A 15,803-nucleotide genomic window follows, 5' to 3' on the forward strand; every position below is an offset into this window, starting at 1 on the left:
TTTCGCATGTTTTAGCGATTGGGCAGTAAAGATATATCCGGTCAGGCCGATAGAACAGTTAGCACAGTGAGAGTGACTGTTGCGGATGGATTTGAGAAAGGATACTGATATCCGATAGGTGTTTCTGGCTGGATGTTTCTTACCTTCGTTTCTATATAGGAATCTGGTTTAAGCTATTTTCTTCAGGCTGTAAGCATTGTTTTTGAATCTCGGCGGTAGTGATTTTGTCTGAGTTGCTGTTTTTGCATTTGTTTATGTTATTCATAGTGACCCCTCTCCTTCATAGCTGCACATCTTGTTGACATCTCTCTCGTGTCGTTCTCTGGAATAGTTTGTTTTTTTATGTAGTTAAGGGGGAGATATGCGTTTATCCGACTGGAAAATCGGCACACGTTTGGTGGCCTGGTTTATTCTTCTTGTTGTTATGATTTGTCTTATCAGCCTGATCTCGATTTCGCGATTATCCGACTTTTATGATGATGCGCGCGGCATCGTTGAAGATGTCTATCCACAGACCGTGGAGTCAAATCGACTGATTGATAATGTGAATGCCGGGGTTTTGGCCTATCAAAAACTGTTGGTGGTAAAAGGCGAGGATAAAACCAAGGCGGTACTGGATGAGATTGTCAACGTATCCGCCGATATTGTCGCATTAATGAATAAAATCGAAACCACGGCGACCGACCCGACATCTCAACGCATTATGGATGAGATTAAACAATATCGGACTGATTTTAAAAATTCGGGACAAAAAATCATCGATCTGGTTGCGGCAGGCGATCAGGACGCCGCTATTAATGAGTTCAATACCCACACGGATATCGCTCAGAGCAAATATCGTCAGGCTATCAACAAACTGATCGATCATCAGGATGACGCCATGGGCGATACGGTTAGCGATATGGCGCAAACCTATAGCTTTAGCCGCTGGTTGCTGCTGGGGATGTTATTCGGTTGTATCCTGTTTGGCGGCGTGATTGCGCTAGTGATGACGCGCAGCATAACCGTACCGATTAATCAGGCGTTGCAGGTGGCTAATCGCGTGGCGAAAGGCGATCTGACGTCAAAAATCGAAGCGCAGGGTAAAGACGAAAGCAATCAATTGCTACAGGCGCTGGAGTATATGAATGTCAGTCTGCGGGAAATCGTCAGCCAGGTGCGTGAAGGGGCGGAGTCCATCACCACCGCCTCTTCCCAGATCGCGGCGGGTAACCAGGATCTGTCGGCGCGTACGGAAGAGCAGGCCAGCTCGCTGGAACAAACGGCGTCTTCGATGGAAGAGTTGACCTCGACCATTAAAAACACCGCCGACAATACTCACCATGCCACGTCGATCGCCAACAAAGCGTCGGATTCCGCACAGCGCAGCAGCGAGGTAATGACCTCCGTGACGCAAAAAATGCGTGGAATTCGCGATTCTTCCCAGCGAATGGCGGAAATTATCAGCGTAATCGACGGCATTGCCTTCCAGACCAATATTCTGGCGTTGAATGCGGCGGTTGAAGCGGCTCGCGCCGGCGAACAAGGACGCGGTTTCGCCGTGGTGGCGGGCGAAGTGCGTTCTCTGGCGCAGCGTAGCGCCACGGCCGCCAAAGAAATCAAGGAGCTGATCGACGATTCCGTCGGAAAAATCCAAGAAGGGATGCAGTTGGTGGATAATGCCGAAGGAAATATCAGCGACCTGACGACTAACGTTCAGGACGTGAATGATATCATCAGCGAAATCGCCCAGGCCAGCAATGAACAGAGCGACGGCGTTAATCAGATTAATATCGCCGTCGGTCAGATCGATAGCACCACGCAGCAAAACGCCGCGCTGGTGGAGGAATCGGCTTCAGCGGCGCTTTCGTTGCAATCTCAGGCGTCGATATTGGCCGAATCGGTGCGTACGTTTAAGCTGGGCGACGCGCCTGCATTAATGCGTCCCGCCGATGCGAGCAGCTTCTCGCAATCCTCCGCGTTGCCGGCGGCCGGCAAGTTAGCGCCGACCGCGAACAAACCGGCGGATAGTTCACAGGACTGGACCTCGTTCTAACCCTGACCGAAGCCATTCTCCGCTGGAGGATGGCTTCGCTGTTTACTCAATCACGCTATCTGCTTATTTTGCGCATTCTGACTTGTTTTGAAACATGAGCAAGGCGCTTCGTTCTGCAATACAACGCAAAGATAAAAAAAGCGCGGCTATTCATCAACCAACGACAGCACCAAAGCACAACGAAATCACCAATGAAGAAAATCAATTTTTTCGTATCATGCAATCCTTCAACAAAGACGGTATATCCTGATGTCGCAATCAACATGAAAAAAACAATAATAAATAGATAATTAAAAACAACTAACCCCCGCACGCGCCCACGCGAGATAAAACGAGCGGCAGAAAGTAAAATGATTAAGAAAATGGACATGGCGCCAAAATACATCGATATAAAGGCGGCTGGCGCCAGATGGAAAGGGTATAACGTAAATATCATGTTTACTGAAAACGCTATCAACAAAATGACATAAACGCCACCGGCCGCAAAAGGGTGGGGAATTGCCTGTTCATAAAGAGGTTTATCAAAATAGTCTTCCATTTCACGCGTCGAGCGCTTGGTCAGCGTATATCCCCCTTTCCGGATTGCCGTATCAATCTCTTTCCCATGTGCAATGAGATCCTGAAAAGTACTGCCAACAATGAGCTCTATCCACTTCATTTTATTGTCGCCAGAGACTGAAGCGTACCCAAAACATAATTTCCCGTACGTCGTACATTACCCGGCGCGGCAATCACACCGCTAACAGCGCTTCCGGTAAAAGCCATTGCGCTAGTAAGTGTATTGACCAACTGTTTCTGCAATTCTTTTTGAATAGGCTCAACAGGAAAACGCTTGGGATAGATTCCTGCACGAATCATCGCTTTAATTTCCTTATTGGCAATACCTGGGTTTTGAGCTTTGATAATTTGCTCTGTAAGGCGAGCACGATCCTGACGCGGATAGGTCTTCAACCAGTCACGAACTTTTAGCGATGAAATAGATTTCATTGCGTTATATGTCCTTAATACCTCTCTTAGCGCACCACCCGCGGCCGCAAGCGAAATCAAATCTAAAGCCGTTGAAGTCGCTATATACCAATCCTCTGAATCCAACCAACTAACTGTTTGAGAATCTAATAATCCGATATCTACTACGCGCAATGTACCGTTAATACATTGAGCCCCCGTCGCCATCGTACCCGCATAAGCTAAAACAGCTAATGCGCCACTGGCGCCAGCAGTAATAGGCACTGCCGAAGATCCGAAAATAAAAACAGCAGCTGTTAGTAACGAAGCGCCACAGGATAAAGCTGTTGATGCAATTTCGACCCCTAATGAAGGTGAAGAAACAGCCTCTTTGATGCTCTTTTCCGTAAAGTGACTATTAAATTGAGGCACTTTGCTGACAACCACATGCGTTACCTCACTATGAGACGGATTAGCATAGCGGCGAGAAGGACGAACCAGAAAACTGCGGGTGCCATCATGAAAAATGATGCCGGCTTGATTGAACGTTCGGTGGCAATCCATCGCCTGTCCCAGCGCTTTAAAATCAAAGTCCGCACCGGAGCTATTTCCCATCCATCGGGAAAAATCGTAATTCATTAATCCATGTTCAGCAGAATAATTCAGCGCAGTCATTTATCTATCTCCATCCGTTGGGGAAAATTAGCGACTATATAATATGCTTTCGCATTCTCTTATTACCCACAATAGATTGCAAGAAGCCAGCAAGCGTCCATGTTTTTTCTTGGGATATCGTGCACAGACTGCGGCGGGCGCTGTTGAATAAATCGAACTTTTAGCGGCAAACAGGATCAGATCATTCCCTACCCTGACAGCGCGTGGCGAATCGTGGCAAAGCAGAAGTTCAATATCACCAACTGGAAAACTTATAACCATGCCTCCGCCAACGGGATTCACTGACAGTCTGGGTCGGCGATGACGTCACCGCCGCATAGTACGACACCGCTGAACCCAAACGTCGGGACAGGCCCTTACGTTATTCCGATACGGCGATCGCCGCAGCCCTGATGCTCAAGGGCATCTTCCACCTTGCGCTGCGGGCGTTGCAGGGATTTATCGACTCCGTTTTCCAGTTGATGGATGTGTCGCTGCGCTGCCCGGATTATACCAGCATCAACAAATGGGCCAAAAGTGTTACCGTCAATATCAGGACGCCGACGCGCGGCGAAATCGCGTATCTGGTCATCGATTCCACCGGGCTGAAGGTGTTCGGCGAGGGGGAATCGAAGGTCAAAAAACACGGGGAGGAGAAGCGGCGGGTGTGGCGCAAGCTACATCTGGCGGTGGAGGCGAACACGCATGAGATAGTCTGCGCCGACCTGTCGCTTAGCGGCGTGACGGACGCGCAGGCGCTGCCGCGCCAGCGACTGACGGGGAACAATGGGGAATGGAAAGAGAAAGCCGGCTACCACCTGCGTTCACTGGCGGAAACGGCGATGTCGCGGATGAAGATGATGTTCACAGAGCGGCTGTCGCTGCGTGATTACGATGCGCAGGTAGGCGAGGCAATGGCGCGGGTGAAAGCTATGAACATCAAGACGCTATTGGGTATGCCGGCCAGTATTAGTATTGCCTGATAGATGAGGAAAGGGCTTTGCTGCACCTTAAAATGATTTATTTAACAACGCCGTTCGAACTGCGCCCGCAGACTTTTCTAAGCTGCCTGTACGGCAGTGAACTTGATGGTCAAACAGCTGGAGTGCCGGTGTGGTTTTCTAAGCTGCCTGTACGGCAGTGAACGAACCCCCAACACCCGGACAAATCACGCCCACTTTCTAAGCTACCTGTACGGCAGTGAACTAACTAATACAGCATCTATGCTTGCCAATAAATTTCTAAGCTGCCTGTACGGCAGTGAACGAATAGCCATGTTTATTACTCCTGCGCCAGTCGTTTCTAAGCTGCCTGTACGGCAGTGAACGGATTAAGGAATAGCTGCACTGCTGCACCGCATTTCTAAGCTGCCTGTACGGCAGTGAACGAGACAGGCATCACTGCCCAGCAATGGTGTGATTTCTAAGCTGCCTGTACGGCAGTGAACCCGAGGTCAAAAATGCTTCCTGCGGCGTGGACTTTCTAAGCTGCCTGTACGGCAGTGAACCTGCCACCTCCTGCCGTTCTACGCACAGTTCCTTTCTAAGCTGCCTGTACGGCAGTGAACCGTTGTCAATCAACAGTAGTTGATTGATTTCAAAAGAACAATCGTTAATGTTCTCGCTATACCCTTTTTTATTTCACTACACATAACCTATTGAATTTAATTGATATATGAAATGTGTCGTGAAAAAGGGTTACACGGAGTCCTTTTGTTACAGGGCGACCGCACGAGTGTTGATTTTTGGTCATTCCCTGGGCAGGCGGGAATCAGTCAATGACTATTTACCGTTTCAGCAGGAGATCCCCGCTTACTGCCGCGGGGATGACGGATACTCTTCTGTGTCATTCTCGCGCAGGCGGGAATCAGTCAATGACTATTTACCGTTTCAGCAGGAGATCCCCGCCTACTGTCGCGGGGATGACGGATACTCTTCTGTGTCATTCTCGCGCAGGCGGGAATCACTCAATGACTATAATTACCGTTTCAGCAGGAGATCCCCGCCTACTGCCGCGGGGATGACGGGTACTCTTCTGTGTCATTCTCGCGCAGGCGGGAATCAGTCAATGACTATTTACCGTTTCAGTGGGAGATCCCCGCCTACTGCTGCGGGGATGACGGGTACTCTTCTGTGTCATTCTCGCGCAGGCGGGAATCAGTCAATGACTATAATTACGGTTTCAGCAGGAGATCCCCGCCTACTGCCGCGGGGATGACGGGTACTCTTCTGTGTCATTCTCGCGCAGGCGGGAATCAGTCAATGACTATTTACGGTTTCAGTGGGAGATCCCCGCCTACTGTCGCGGGGATGACGGGGTTATGGCGCAGACGATGGGGGATATGGCGGGGATGCCCCCTAAAAGCGAGTCTCAGGTCATATTTGAACGTATTGATAACCGAATGGTTAATTTATGTACGTGATCTTATCCTGCCCTTTGTTAGCAAAAAGGAAGGGCTGGAGCGCGGTTTTGCGATGTTGGATATTTCATTCTTTGATAAAATTCAGAACCCGCTCTCTCTATTTTAATTGAATCATTGCTATAAATATTTTCTTTTCTATATTAAATATTGGCGTAAATTTTTGTTCATAAATAACGCCTAACCTATAAAAAACTCTATTTGTGAAATATATTTTTCAGGATTGTTGCATATGGACAACGCATTTAGCCCCTCTGATCTAAAAACTATTCTGCATTCCAAACGCTCTAATATTTATTACCTGCAATATTGTCGTATTTTAGTCAACGGCGGGCGGGTTGAATATGTTACTGATGAAGGGAAGCAGTCGCTATATTGGAATATCCCTATCGCCAATACCAGCGTTATTATGTTGGGAACCGGGACATCAATTACTCAGGCGGCCATGCGTGAATTTGCTCGCGCCGGCGTGATGATCGGTTTTTGCGGCGGAGGCGGAACGCCGTTATTTTCGGCTAATGAAATGGAAGTCGATGTTTCATGGCTGACGCCGCAGAGTGAATACCGACCGACAGAATATTTACAGGACTGGGTGAGTTTCTGGTTTGATGATGAAAAACGGCTGGCTGCGGCGGTGGCTTTTCAAAAGGTGCGAATTACCCAGATCCGTCGTCACTGGCTGAATAGCCGTATGGAAAGAGAACAGGGATTCACGCTGAGTAACGACAGGCTACTGGCTTTGCTTGACCGTTATGAACACAGCTTGCCGCAGTGTACCAACAGCAACGATCTTCTGGCGCAGGAGGCGGTGATGACCAAAGCGCTGTATAAACTGGCAGCCAATGCTGTTAATTATGGCGAGTTTGTTCGTGCGAAACGGGGTGGCGGCGTCGATCTGGCGAACCGTTTTCTCGATCATGGCAACTATCTGGCTTATGGGTTGGCGGCGGTTGCCACCTGGGTTATTGGCCTGCCGCACGGGCTGGCCGTTTTGCATGGTAAAACGCGTCGCGGCGGACTGGTATTTGATGTGGCGGATCTGATTAAAGATGCGCTGATATTGCCGCAGGCGTTTATTGCGGCAATGGCCGGGGATGACGAACAAGAGTTCCGCCAGCGTTGCCTGAATAGTTTTCAGCAGGCGGAGGCGCTGGATGTCATGATCGATGCGCTGCAAACGGTTGCCGGGCAATTAAGTCAGGTCGGGCGATGAATATTCTGCTGGTTTCCCAATGCAATAAACGAGCGCTGACCGAAACCCGACGCGTATTGGATCAGTTTGCCGAACGCAAAGGTGAACGTACCTGGCAGACGGCGATTACGCTGGAAGGGTTGAATACGTTACGTAAACTGTTGCGTAAAACGGCCCGGCGTAATACAGCCGTTGCCTGTCACTGGATAAAAAGCGCCAACCGAACGGAATTACTGTGGATTGTCGGTAATCTGCGTCGTTTTAATGCGCAAGGCGTCGTGCCGACGAACGCCACTGAACGCGATATTTTGAAATCGCAGGATGAAAATCAGTGGCACAGCATTGAAGCGATTAGTCTGCTGGCCGCGATTGCCGGGTTGTTTCATGACTTTGGCAAAGCCAATGCGTTATTTCAGCAAGGGCTGTCCGGCAAGGGAAAAACCTTCCAGCCCTATCGGCATGAGTGGGTCTCTCTGCGCCTGTTTCAGGCGTTTGTCGGCGATCGTGATGATGCCGGCTGGCTGACGGCCCTTAGCCAGATTGATATTGCGGATGAAGCCCGGCTGCTGGCGCGTCTGCAAAAAGACGGTCTTGAACCGTTCAGCAATCCTTTTAAAACGTTGCCGCCGCTGGCCGCTACCGTCGCCTGGCTGATCGTGTCGCATCATCGTTTGCCTGCTTATCCGGCGACAAAAAATTATACCGTTCCTCCGCAACTGAAAGCGGCTGATAGCTGGCTCACGCAGCAGCTTACCGCCTTATGGAACTCCATCAATGTGGATAAGGAAGCGTGGAGCGAGCGGGACAAACAGTCGGTTTGGCGCTTTCCGTACGGTACGCCGATACGCAGCAAGATATGGCGCGGCAAAGCACGCAAATTTGCTGATCGCGCAAGACAATTGGGATCGCTGACGCACTACGGTTTGCTCAGCCAGCGTTTTTCCAGCCATCTGGCGCGCCTGACCCTGATGCTGGCCGACCATCACTACTCTTCACTAACCCCGGTTGCGGGTTGGCAGGATATCGGCTATGCCGCGATTGCCAACACCGATCGCCAGAGCGGAGAAATGAAACAGAAGCTGGACGAGCATTGTATCGGCGTCGGGCAAAATGCCTTGCTGCTGGGGCGTAGCCTGCCGCAGTTGAGAAAAACCTTGCCGTCCATTACCCGGCATAAGGGGTTTAAACAGCGTAGTTCCCACGCCAAATATCGTTGGCAGGATCGCGCATTTGACGTGGCCGGCGCGCTGCGCGAGCGTTCCGCGCATCAGGGTTTTTTCGGGGTAAACATGGCCTCGACCGGTTGCGGCAAGACCTTTGCCAATGCCCGCATTATGTATGGGTTAGCGGATGAAAAGCAGGGCTGCCGTTTTTCCGTCGCGCTGGGGCTGCGAACCTTGACGCTGCAAACCGGCGATGCGCTACGGGAAAAATTGACGCTCCAGGATGACGATTTAGCGGTACTGATTGGTTCGCAGTCCGTGACGCAACTGCATACACTGAACCGCGACGCCGCCAATATCGCCGAACGGTCGGGGAGTGAGTCCGCCGATGCCTTGTTCGCCGAGCATCAGTACGTCAGCTATGACGGTAGTCTGGATGATGGCCGTCTCAGCGCCTGGCTAAACAAAAGTCCGAAGCTGCATAAATTGTTGAGCGCGCCGGTATTGGTGTCGACGATCGATCATTTGATCCCCGCCACGGAAGGCGTGCGCGGCGGCAAACAGATTGCGCCCATGTTGCGGTTGTTAACGTCCGATCTGGTGCTGGATGAACCGGATGACTTTGACATTAACGATCTGCCTGCTTTATGTCGATTAGTGAACTGGGCCGGAATGCTCGGTTCCCGCGTACTGCTCTCATCCGCTACCTTGCCTCCGGCATTGATTCAAACGCTATTTAACGCCTATCGCAGCGGGCGGGCCGACTTTCAGCGGGCATGGGGCCAGCCGGATACGCCCGTTAACGTTTGCTGCGCCTGGTTTGATGAGCATGGCGCACAGCAAAGCGATCACCAGACGGGCAAGACCTTTAAGCTGGCGCATGACGCCTTTGTGGCGGCGAGAGTGGAAAAATTGCAACAGGAGCCGGCGTTGCGTCTGGCTGAGTTGGTTCCGGTTTCGATCGCCGATACCAAAGTCGAATCGGTGATAGCTGGTGTCGCGGAACGTCTCCATCAATCGATGATAACGTTGCATCAGGCTCATCATCAGACGCACTCCTCAGGCAAAACCGTGTCGTTGGGGTTGATTCGGATGGCGAATATCAATCCGTTGGTCGCCGTGGCCCGCTGCCTGTTGACAACGCCTTCGCCTGACGATTACCGCGTGCATTACTGCGTTTATCACAGCCGGCATCCGCTGGCGATGCGTTCTTTTATCGAGCAGCGGCTGGATGCTTCGCTCACCCGTTATGAGCCGGACGCGTTATGGCAGATGGCGGAAATCCGGCAGGCCTTGGCGCATGACCAGGAACGGCATCATCTGTTTGTGGTGCTGGCAACCTCGGTCGCGGAGGTGGGGCGAGACCATGATTATGACTGGGCGATTGCCGAACCCAGTTCCATGCGTTCTTTGATTCAGCTCGCCGGGCGAATACAGCGCCATCGCCGGCAGGCGCCCGCCGCGCCGAATCTGCATATTTTACGTAAGAACGTAAAGGCGCTGTGCGAACGCTATCCCGCCTATTGTCGTCCGGGGTTTGAATCTTCCGGGGCGGCGGATCCAACGCTGGTTAGTCACGATCTGGCGGATCTGCTGACGGAAAGCCAGTATCGCGTCATCAGCGCGATCCCGCGGATCCAGACGCGGGAAGCGCCAAAACCGGCGGAAAATCTGGTGGATCTGGAACATCATATGCTGCGCAAAGCGATGCAGGGGATGAAGAATAATGTGGCGGATTATTACGCGGCCCTGTGGTGGAAAACCTCCGCCGACTGGAGCGGCGAACTGCAACGCCGTATGCCGTTTCGCCAGTCATATCCGGATGAACAGCATTATTTATGGATCGCCGAAGAAGGCGATGCGCCTGAGTTCAAAATGCCGGACAGCGGCGAGCGCGGCTGGAAATCGAGCTATGTCTTCCATCCCGTCGACGTGGCGTTCGCCGCGGGCGTCAGCAGTTGGCTGACGGTGGACTATCAGGACATTTATGCGCAACTGTCGGAAAAGCTGGATATGGAGTTCAGTGCCGTGAGTCAGCGGTTTGGCGAAATCAACTTACCGATACGTGATGAAGAGAAAAACGAAAGGTGGCTGTGGCACCCGCTACTCGGGGTGTTTGGCGCACTCGGGTGAGTGCGCCGCTGCCTGTGCGGCAGTTAAGGAATAGTAACGATGCATATTTCTGAACTACTTGTTCAGTAGTGCTTGCATCATAGAAGGTTTAAAAATCAAAAACCATATAATTATAAATAGGATCGACGCATAGGTATTGATCGTTTATTGTCCTTGAATTAATATTCAAATTGTCAAAGTGATTTCAATGAGTGGTATGACTATGAAACAAGAAAAATTCAAGAGGCAACTTTGTGCCACTGTTATTCTAACATTGGCATTTTTCGCGAGGCCAATCACGTTTAATGTGCAAAATGAATTTCGGTTTTCTCAAGGTCAACAACAGTTTTCGATGTTTTCCATCACGTTCAATAACAGCTTTCTCTAATCGTATTATATTGCGTTATGGGTAGATAAATATAATTTATCAAGGAGTTAAACATGGAAGAGGACGGACTAAGTCGGTTTATTATCGATTACATCGAAAACCGCAAACGTCTCAAACTTGAAGCGGTGGAGAAAAAGTTTTCCGATGATGAACCTGCGCTGGCGGCCGAGCGACAGGATATTAACCACCGTTACCAGATCCAGGCCTGGCTGACCGATGCGGCTTTCCGCGCCGGACAGATTAGTCTGGTCACGCATGCGTTGAAGTTTACCCACAGCGACGCCAAAGGCAGCAGCGTGTTTAGTATGGCGTCTGATGAGGAAAAACCGACATACCTTTCTACCGCCGCGCTCAAGCAGCCGGAGGTGGACGCGGTAGGGAACGCCGCAGCGCTGGATGTGGCTAAATTGCTACAGACTGAATACCAGGGGGATTCGCTGGCCGCGGCATTACAGCGGGACGACGCTTCCGCGTTCGCCGCGCTAACGGACGATCCGCAACAACTGGCGCAGTGGGTCGCCGGTTTTAAGCAGGCGCTGACGGATAAGCAACCGAGTTCCCACAAGCTGGCCAAGCAGATCTACTTTCCCTTATCCGATGCCCCTGACAATAGCCAATACCACTTAATCAGCCCGCTGTATTCATCCTCACTGGCTCATGCGCTATATCAGCGCATTACGGCCGCGCGTTTCAGCGATGAGGCGAAAGCGATACGTCAGGCCAGAAAAGAACAGCGTCGGCTTGATGGGATTGAGGTGTTCTATCCCAACCTTGCCGCACAGAACATGGGCGGCACCAAGCCGCAGAATATCTCGTTTCTTAACAGCGGCCGCCGGGGAAAATCCTACTTATTGCCTTGCGCCGCCCCGGTCTGGGAAAGCATCGCGAAGCCGCCGTTACGGCATAAATCCATTTTTCGTCCTCGCGGTGAATTTGAATATCTTGCGCGCCCGGCGGTACGGCTGATGCGGCAATTTCTGCTCAGCGTAAAACCCGTCGGCAACACAATGGAAATCCGTCAGCAGCGCGGCGCGTACCTCGATAGCATTATTGATAGCCTGTTTAACTATGCGGCCGCGATTCAGAGTCTGGCGGCCGGCTGGAGTTATGACGACGACTGCCAGTTGAAGCGTTCCCAGCAGTTGTGGCTCGATCCCTATCGCGCCGTATCTGACCCGGATTTTAAATTTGAACGCGAAGGCGCTGACTGGCAACAAGAGGTCGCTCATGATTTCGGCGTCTGGCTGAACCGTCAACTGGAGGATGAACAATTACGTTTCAGCGAAGTTGAACGGCGTGAATGGTCGACGGCGGCGCTGTTCAAACGTCGGATGCGGGAGTGGGAGTCCGCGTTGACGGAGGAAATGCCATGAGTTCACTGATTATTCTGCACCATGTTAGGGTAGAAAACGCCAATGCCATTGCCGGGTTAACCTATGGTTTTCCCGCCATTACTCATTTTTTAGGTTACACCCATGCGCTTTCCCGTCGGCTACAGCAAAGTCGGAACCTGACGCTGCATGGCTGCGGCGTGATTTGCCATAAACAGCAGCTTCATGCCTATGGCTCCAGCTGGGAACGCGCGTTCGCCCTGACGCGTAATCCATTAACCAAAGAAGCGAAAACCGCCGCGTTCAATGAAGAAGGCCGTATGCATATGACGGTTTCTTTGCTGATCGAATGTCGCGGCGCGATTGCCGATGGCGATGAAGGCGCGCGCGCGTTGGCGGAGCATTTAACCAGGTTATGCGTAAACCAGCGGCTGGCCGGCGGCATTATCACGGACGTCCGTAAAGTTGATGTGATGGCTTTCCCGTCAAACGGCGCGCAAACGCGCAACGTCATGCGTCGTTTATTGCCCGGCTATGTGTTGCTGGATCGCAGCGAACTGCTGAAAAATCATTTTGAGCAACTCAAAAGCGTTAATCCTGATGCGGAAATGATCGATGCCTGGTTGGATTTCTCGGCCATCAAAATGGGGGCGGTGGAAGACAAGCATAACGTCGACGGCGAACAGGCCGACTGGCGTTATTTGCCGAAGCCTGCGTCAGGTTATCTGGTGCCTCTTATGACGGGGTATCGGGCTATTTCGCCGCTGTACGACGCCGGCGAAGTGGATAAAACCCGCGATACCACCACGCCATTCTGTTTTGCCGAGTCTATCTACGGCATCGGCGAGTGGCGGGGCGCGCACCGTATCGACGACCTTCAGGCCGTGCTCTGGCATTACCACTACCACGAGGGGTGGTATCAGTGCCGCAGCCAGCGCGCCGTTGTCCCTGAAACTTATGACGATCAATTTAACGACGATGATGAATAACGGAAAAAGGATTTAATCATGGCTAAAGCAAGCATTAAAACGGCATCGGTCCTGGCGTTTGAACGTAAACTGGCGAATTCCGACGCGCAGATGTTTTCCGGTAACTGGGAGCACTCTTCCGACTGGCGGCCGATCGAGATTAAAGAAAAAGCGGTACGCGGCACGATCTCAAACCGTCTGAAAAACGCACTGGCGAGCGACCCGGCTAAACTGGATGCCGAAATCCAAAAAGCGAACCTGCAACGTGTCGATGTCGCCGCGCTGCCTTTTGATGCCGATACGCTGAAAGTCAGCTTTTCGCTACGCGTATTGGGTAATCTGTCAACGCCTTCCGTCTGTAACGATCAGGACTATCAGGCTGAACTATCACGGGTGATTGACGACTATATCGCCGAACAGGGGTTTGCCGTACTGGCGGCGCGCTATGCGGAAAACCTGGCCAATGGCCGATTTTTGTGGCGCAACCGCGTCGGGGCTGAGGCGCTGAAAGTTAGGGTGACCCAAGGTGAAAAGCGTTGGACCTTCAATAGTGAAGATTATTCACTGCGACAGTTTGGTAAGCCGGATGGCGATTTAGCACAGTTGGCGGCCGCCATTGAACAGGGATTGACGGGAGAGGGATCGGCCTTTTTTACCATAGACGCATTTGTGCGCCTCGGCGCCGGTCAGGAAGTGTTCCCCTCTCAGGAGCTAGTGCTGGATAGCAGCAGTAAGAAAAGCAAGATCCTGTATCAGGTGGACGGCGTGGCCGCCCTGCATTCACAAAAGATTGGCAATGCGCTGCGTACTATCGATGATTGGTACCCAGAGGCAGCCGAACTGGCGCTGGGGCCAATTGCCGTAGAGCCCTATGGCTCGGTGACCAGTCGGGGAAAAGCCTACCGTCAACCGAAACAGAAAATGGATTTCTACACGTTGCTGGATAACTGGGTGACAAAAGGGATCCCGCCGGAAAAAGAACAGCAGCACTATGTTGTCGCCACGTTAATTCGCGGTGGCGTGTTTGGTGAGAAAGGAGAATAAGGATGCGGGTATGGATCACTTTCTAGAGATAAAGGTACTGCCCGATCCCGAGTTCACGGCCGCCGATTTGCTCAATGCGCTATTCGCCAAATTGCATCGGGCGTTGGGGCAACGGGGAAGAGGCGATATTGGCGTGAGTTTTCCCGATGCGGGCAAGGTGCTGGGCGAAAAAATTCGTTTACATGGTTCATCGCCCGCATTGACCGAACTGCAAAGCACTACCTGGTTGAAAGGGCTGCGTGACTATACGCAAATCAGCGATATTCAGCCGGTGCCTGAAGGGGCAAAATTTCGCACGGTACAACGCATCCAGGTAAAAAGCAGCGCGCTGCGTTTGCGACGTCGTTCGGTAAATAAAGGATGGTTGACTGAGCAGCAGGCCGCAGAGCGGATACCGTTTACCTGCGAGAAGCGGACCAATTTGCCGTATCTACAGTTAAAAAGTTTGTCATCCGGTGAGATGTTCAGGTTATTTATCTCGCAAGGACCGCTTCAAGATACGCCGGCTATAGGGACATTCAGTTCATACGGATTGAGTGCGACCGCCACCGTGCCGTGGTTCTGACCCTTTTTTTTCGGTCAATCTTAACTTATTGATTTTATATAAGGTTGACCGAATGACCGAAAAAAGGGTTTTTATCGCGTAAACGTTTTTTTTCTTTAACAATCAGGTAAAAGTGATTAATTTCTAACAGTTCACTGCCGTACAGGCAGCTTAGAAAGATAACAGATCGCGAATAGCGTACAGCTTCAAGTTCACTGCCGTACAGGCAGCTTAGAAATTACCAGCCCCAGTCGAGTGCCGAGCAGCGAAGTTCACTGCCGTACAGGCAGCTTAGAAAGCGAACAAATCCAGAACAAGCGGACCAAAAGCGTTCACTGCCGTACAGGCAGCTTAGAAACGAGATAATGGCGTGGAAATGACGATCTCTCGTGTTCACTGCCGTACAGGCAGCTTAGAAATGCACCGTTACGCCACACACCAACAACGCCAGGTTCACTGCCGTACAGGCAGCTTAGAAAGTACCGCAATCGGCTCGGCGACGGGCGTGACGGTTCACTGCCGTACAGGCAGCTTAGAAAGTGACCATCGGGCGGATACATAAACTGCCAGAGTTCACTGCCGTACAGGCAGCTTAGAAATATCCAGATGTAACGCATACCTAACTCCTTGTTGTTCACTGCCGTACAGGCAGCTTAGAAATCGCATGACCGACTATTTTTTCTCGTTGTAATGTTCACTGCCGTACAGGCAGCTTAGAAAGTGATTTGGTAACGCTACGCAAAATCTGAATCGTTCACTGCCGTACAGGCAGCTTAGAAAAAAAGAAATTGTTTCAGCGAACCGGCTATCAGGTTCACTGCCGTACAGGCAGCTTAGAAAATAATTCTGGAAGCGTTCGACGTTGTCATTAGGTTCACTGCCGTACAGGCAGCTTAGAAAATCATGTTGGGGTGCAATGCATCCCATTGTGGGTTCACTGCCGTACAGGCAGCTTAGAAAAATACGGCGGATCGCAATAGAACAGCGTGTGTGTTCACTGCCGTACAG

The 15,803-nt window shown here is 51.4% G+C and carries 9 protein-coding genes, 1 pseudogene and 2 CRISPR repeat arrays (1 of these 12 only partly in view); of the genes and pseudogenes, 8 read left to right on the plus strand and 2 right to left on the minus strand.

Annotated features, from left to right (window positions below; genetic code table 11):
* Positions 1-361: 361 nt before the first annotated feature.
* Entirely contained in the window at positions 362-2,035 is a 1,674-nt protein-coding gene (locus ABRZ28_RS04355; protein WP_330519581.1) for a methyl-accepting chemotaxis protein, read from the plus strand.
* 55 nt (positions 2,036-2,090) lie between these two features.
* Here the strand turns inward: ABRZ28_RS04355 and ABRZ28_RS04360 are convergent, their stop codons facing one another.
* Entirely contained in the window at positions 2,091-2,693 is a 603-nt protein-coding gene (locus tag ABRZ28_RS04360) for a hypothetical protein (protein ID WP_330519582.1), read from the minus strand.
* Positions 2,690-3,655 (minus strand): Ssp4 family T6SS effector, encoded by a 966-nt coding sequence (gene ssp4 / locus ABRZ28_RS04365; RefSeq protein ID WP_330519583.1) that lies wholly within the window; start codon positions 3,653-3,655, stop codon positions 2,690-2,692. Before ssp4 ends, ABRZ28_RS04360 begins: the two co-directional genes overlap by 4 nt.
* Before the next feature lie 213 nt (positions 3,656-3,868).
* Here ssp4 and ABRZ28_RS04370 point away from each other — a divergent pair.
* The 7 genes and pseudogenes from ABRZ28_RS04370 to cas6f all read left to right on the plus strand — a co-directional run bounded on the left by ABRZ28_RS04370 (position 3,869) and on the right by cas6f (position 14,816).
* A pseudogene (locus ABRZ28_RS04370) lies at positions 3,869-4,617 on the plus strand (IS5 family transposase).
* 73 nt (positions 4,618-4,690) lie between these two features.
* Positions 4,691-5,201: direct repeats of the CRISPR family, unit length 29 nt; unit sequence TTTTCTAAGCTGCCTGTACGGCAGTGAAC.
* A 1,084-nt stretch (positions 5,202-6,285) separates the two neighbouring features.
* Positions 6,286-7,266 carry a type I-F CRISPR-associated endonuclease Cas1f gene (gene cas1f, locus ABRZ28_RS04375; RefSeq protein WP_319604433.1) on the plus strand — a complete coding sequence of 327 codons (981 nt, stop codon included), beginning with the start codon at positions 6,286-6,288 and terminating at the stop codon, positions 7,264-7,266.
* Positions 7,263-10,541 (plus strand): type I-F CRISPR-associated helicase Cas3f, encoded by a 3,279-nt coding sequence (cas3f, locus tag ABRZ28_RS04380; RefSeq protein ID WP_330519584.1) that lies wholly within the window; start codon positions 7,263-7,265, stop codon positions 10,539-10,541. Before cas1f ends, cas3f begins: the two co-directional genes overlap by 4 nt.
* A gap of 420 nt (positions 10,542-10,961) precedes the next feature.
* Complete coding sequence (gene csy1, locus ABRZ28_RS04385; protein WP_330519585.1) at positions 10,962-12,281, plus strand: type I-F CRISPR-associated protein Csy1; 1,320 nt, start codon at positions 10,962-10,964, stop codon at positions 12,279-12,281.
* The gene (gene csy2 / locus ABRZ28_RS04390; RefSeq protein WP_330519586.1) at positions 12,278-13,228 is read left to right on the plus strand and encodes a type I-F CRISPR-associated protein Csy2; all 951 of its coding nucleotides are present in this window, start codon (positions 12,278-12,280) and stop codon (positions 13,226-13,228) included. Before csy1 ends, csy2 begins: the two co-directional genes overlap by 4 nt.
* An 18-nt stretch (positions 13,229-13,246) precedes the next feature.
* Positions 13,247-14,251 (plus strand): type I-F CRISPR-associated protein Csy3, encoded by a 1,005-nt coding sequence (csy3, locus tag ABRZ28_RS04395; protein ID WP_319604436.1) that lies wholly within the window; start codon positions 13,247-13,249, stop codon positions 14,249-14,251.
* Positions 14,252-14,261: 10 nt separating this feature from the next.
* The gene (gene cas6f, locus ABRZ28_RS04400; protein ID WP_319604437.1) at positions 14,262-14,816 is read left to right on the plus strand and encodes a type I-F CRISPR-associated endoribonuclease Cas6/Csy4; all 555 of its coding nucleotides are present in this window, start codon (positions 14,262-14,264) and stop codon (positions 14,814-14,816) included.
* 129 nt (positions 14,817-14,945) lie between these two features.
* Positions 14,946-15,803: a CRISPR direct-repeat array (repeat unit 28 nt; unit sequence GTTCACTGCCGTACAGGCAGCTTAGAAA); it runs 853 nt beyond the window's last position.

It is taken from the genome of Brenneria sp. g21c3 (assembly GCF_040240345.1).
GTDB lineage: Bacteria > Pseudomonadota > Gammaproteobacteria > Enterobacterales > Enterobacteriaceae > Brenneria.

Coding starts and splice junctions, on each gene's coding strand:
- ABRZ28_RS04355 (WP_330519581.1), top strand. CDS start 362: ATGCGTTTATCCGACTGGAAAATCGGCACACGTTTGGTGGCCTGGTTT.
- csy2 (WP_330519586.1), top strand. CDS start 12,278: ATGAGTTCACTGATTATTCTGCACCATGTTAGGGTAGAAAACGCCAAT.
- csy1 (WP_330519585.1), top strand. CDS start 10,962: ATGGAAGAGGACGGACTAAGTCGGTTTATTATCGATTACATCGAAAAC.
- cas1f (WP_319604433.1), top strand. CDS start 6,286: ATGGACAACGCATTTAGCCCCTCTGATCTAAAAACTATTCTGCATTCC.
- cas6f (WP_319604437.1), top strand. CDS start 14,262: ATGGATCACTTTCTAGAGATAAAGGTACTGCCCGATCCCGAGTTCACG.
- ABRZ28_RS04360 (WP_330519582.1), bottom strand. CDS start 2,693: ATGAAGTGGATAGAGCTCATTGTTGGCAGTACTTTTCAGGATCTCATT.
- cas3f (WP_330519584.1), top strand. CDS start 7,263: ATGAATATTCTGCTGGTTTCCCAATGCAATAAACGAGCGCTGACCGAA.
- csy3 (WP_319604436.1), top strand. CDS start 13,247: ATGGCTAAAGCAAGCATTAAAACGGCATCGGTCCTGGCGTTTGAACGT.
- ssp4 (WP_330519583.1), bottom strand. CDS start 3,655: ATGACTGCGCTGAATTATTCTGCTGAACATGGATTAATGAATTACGAT.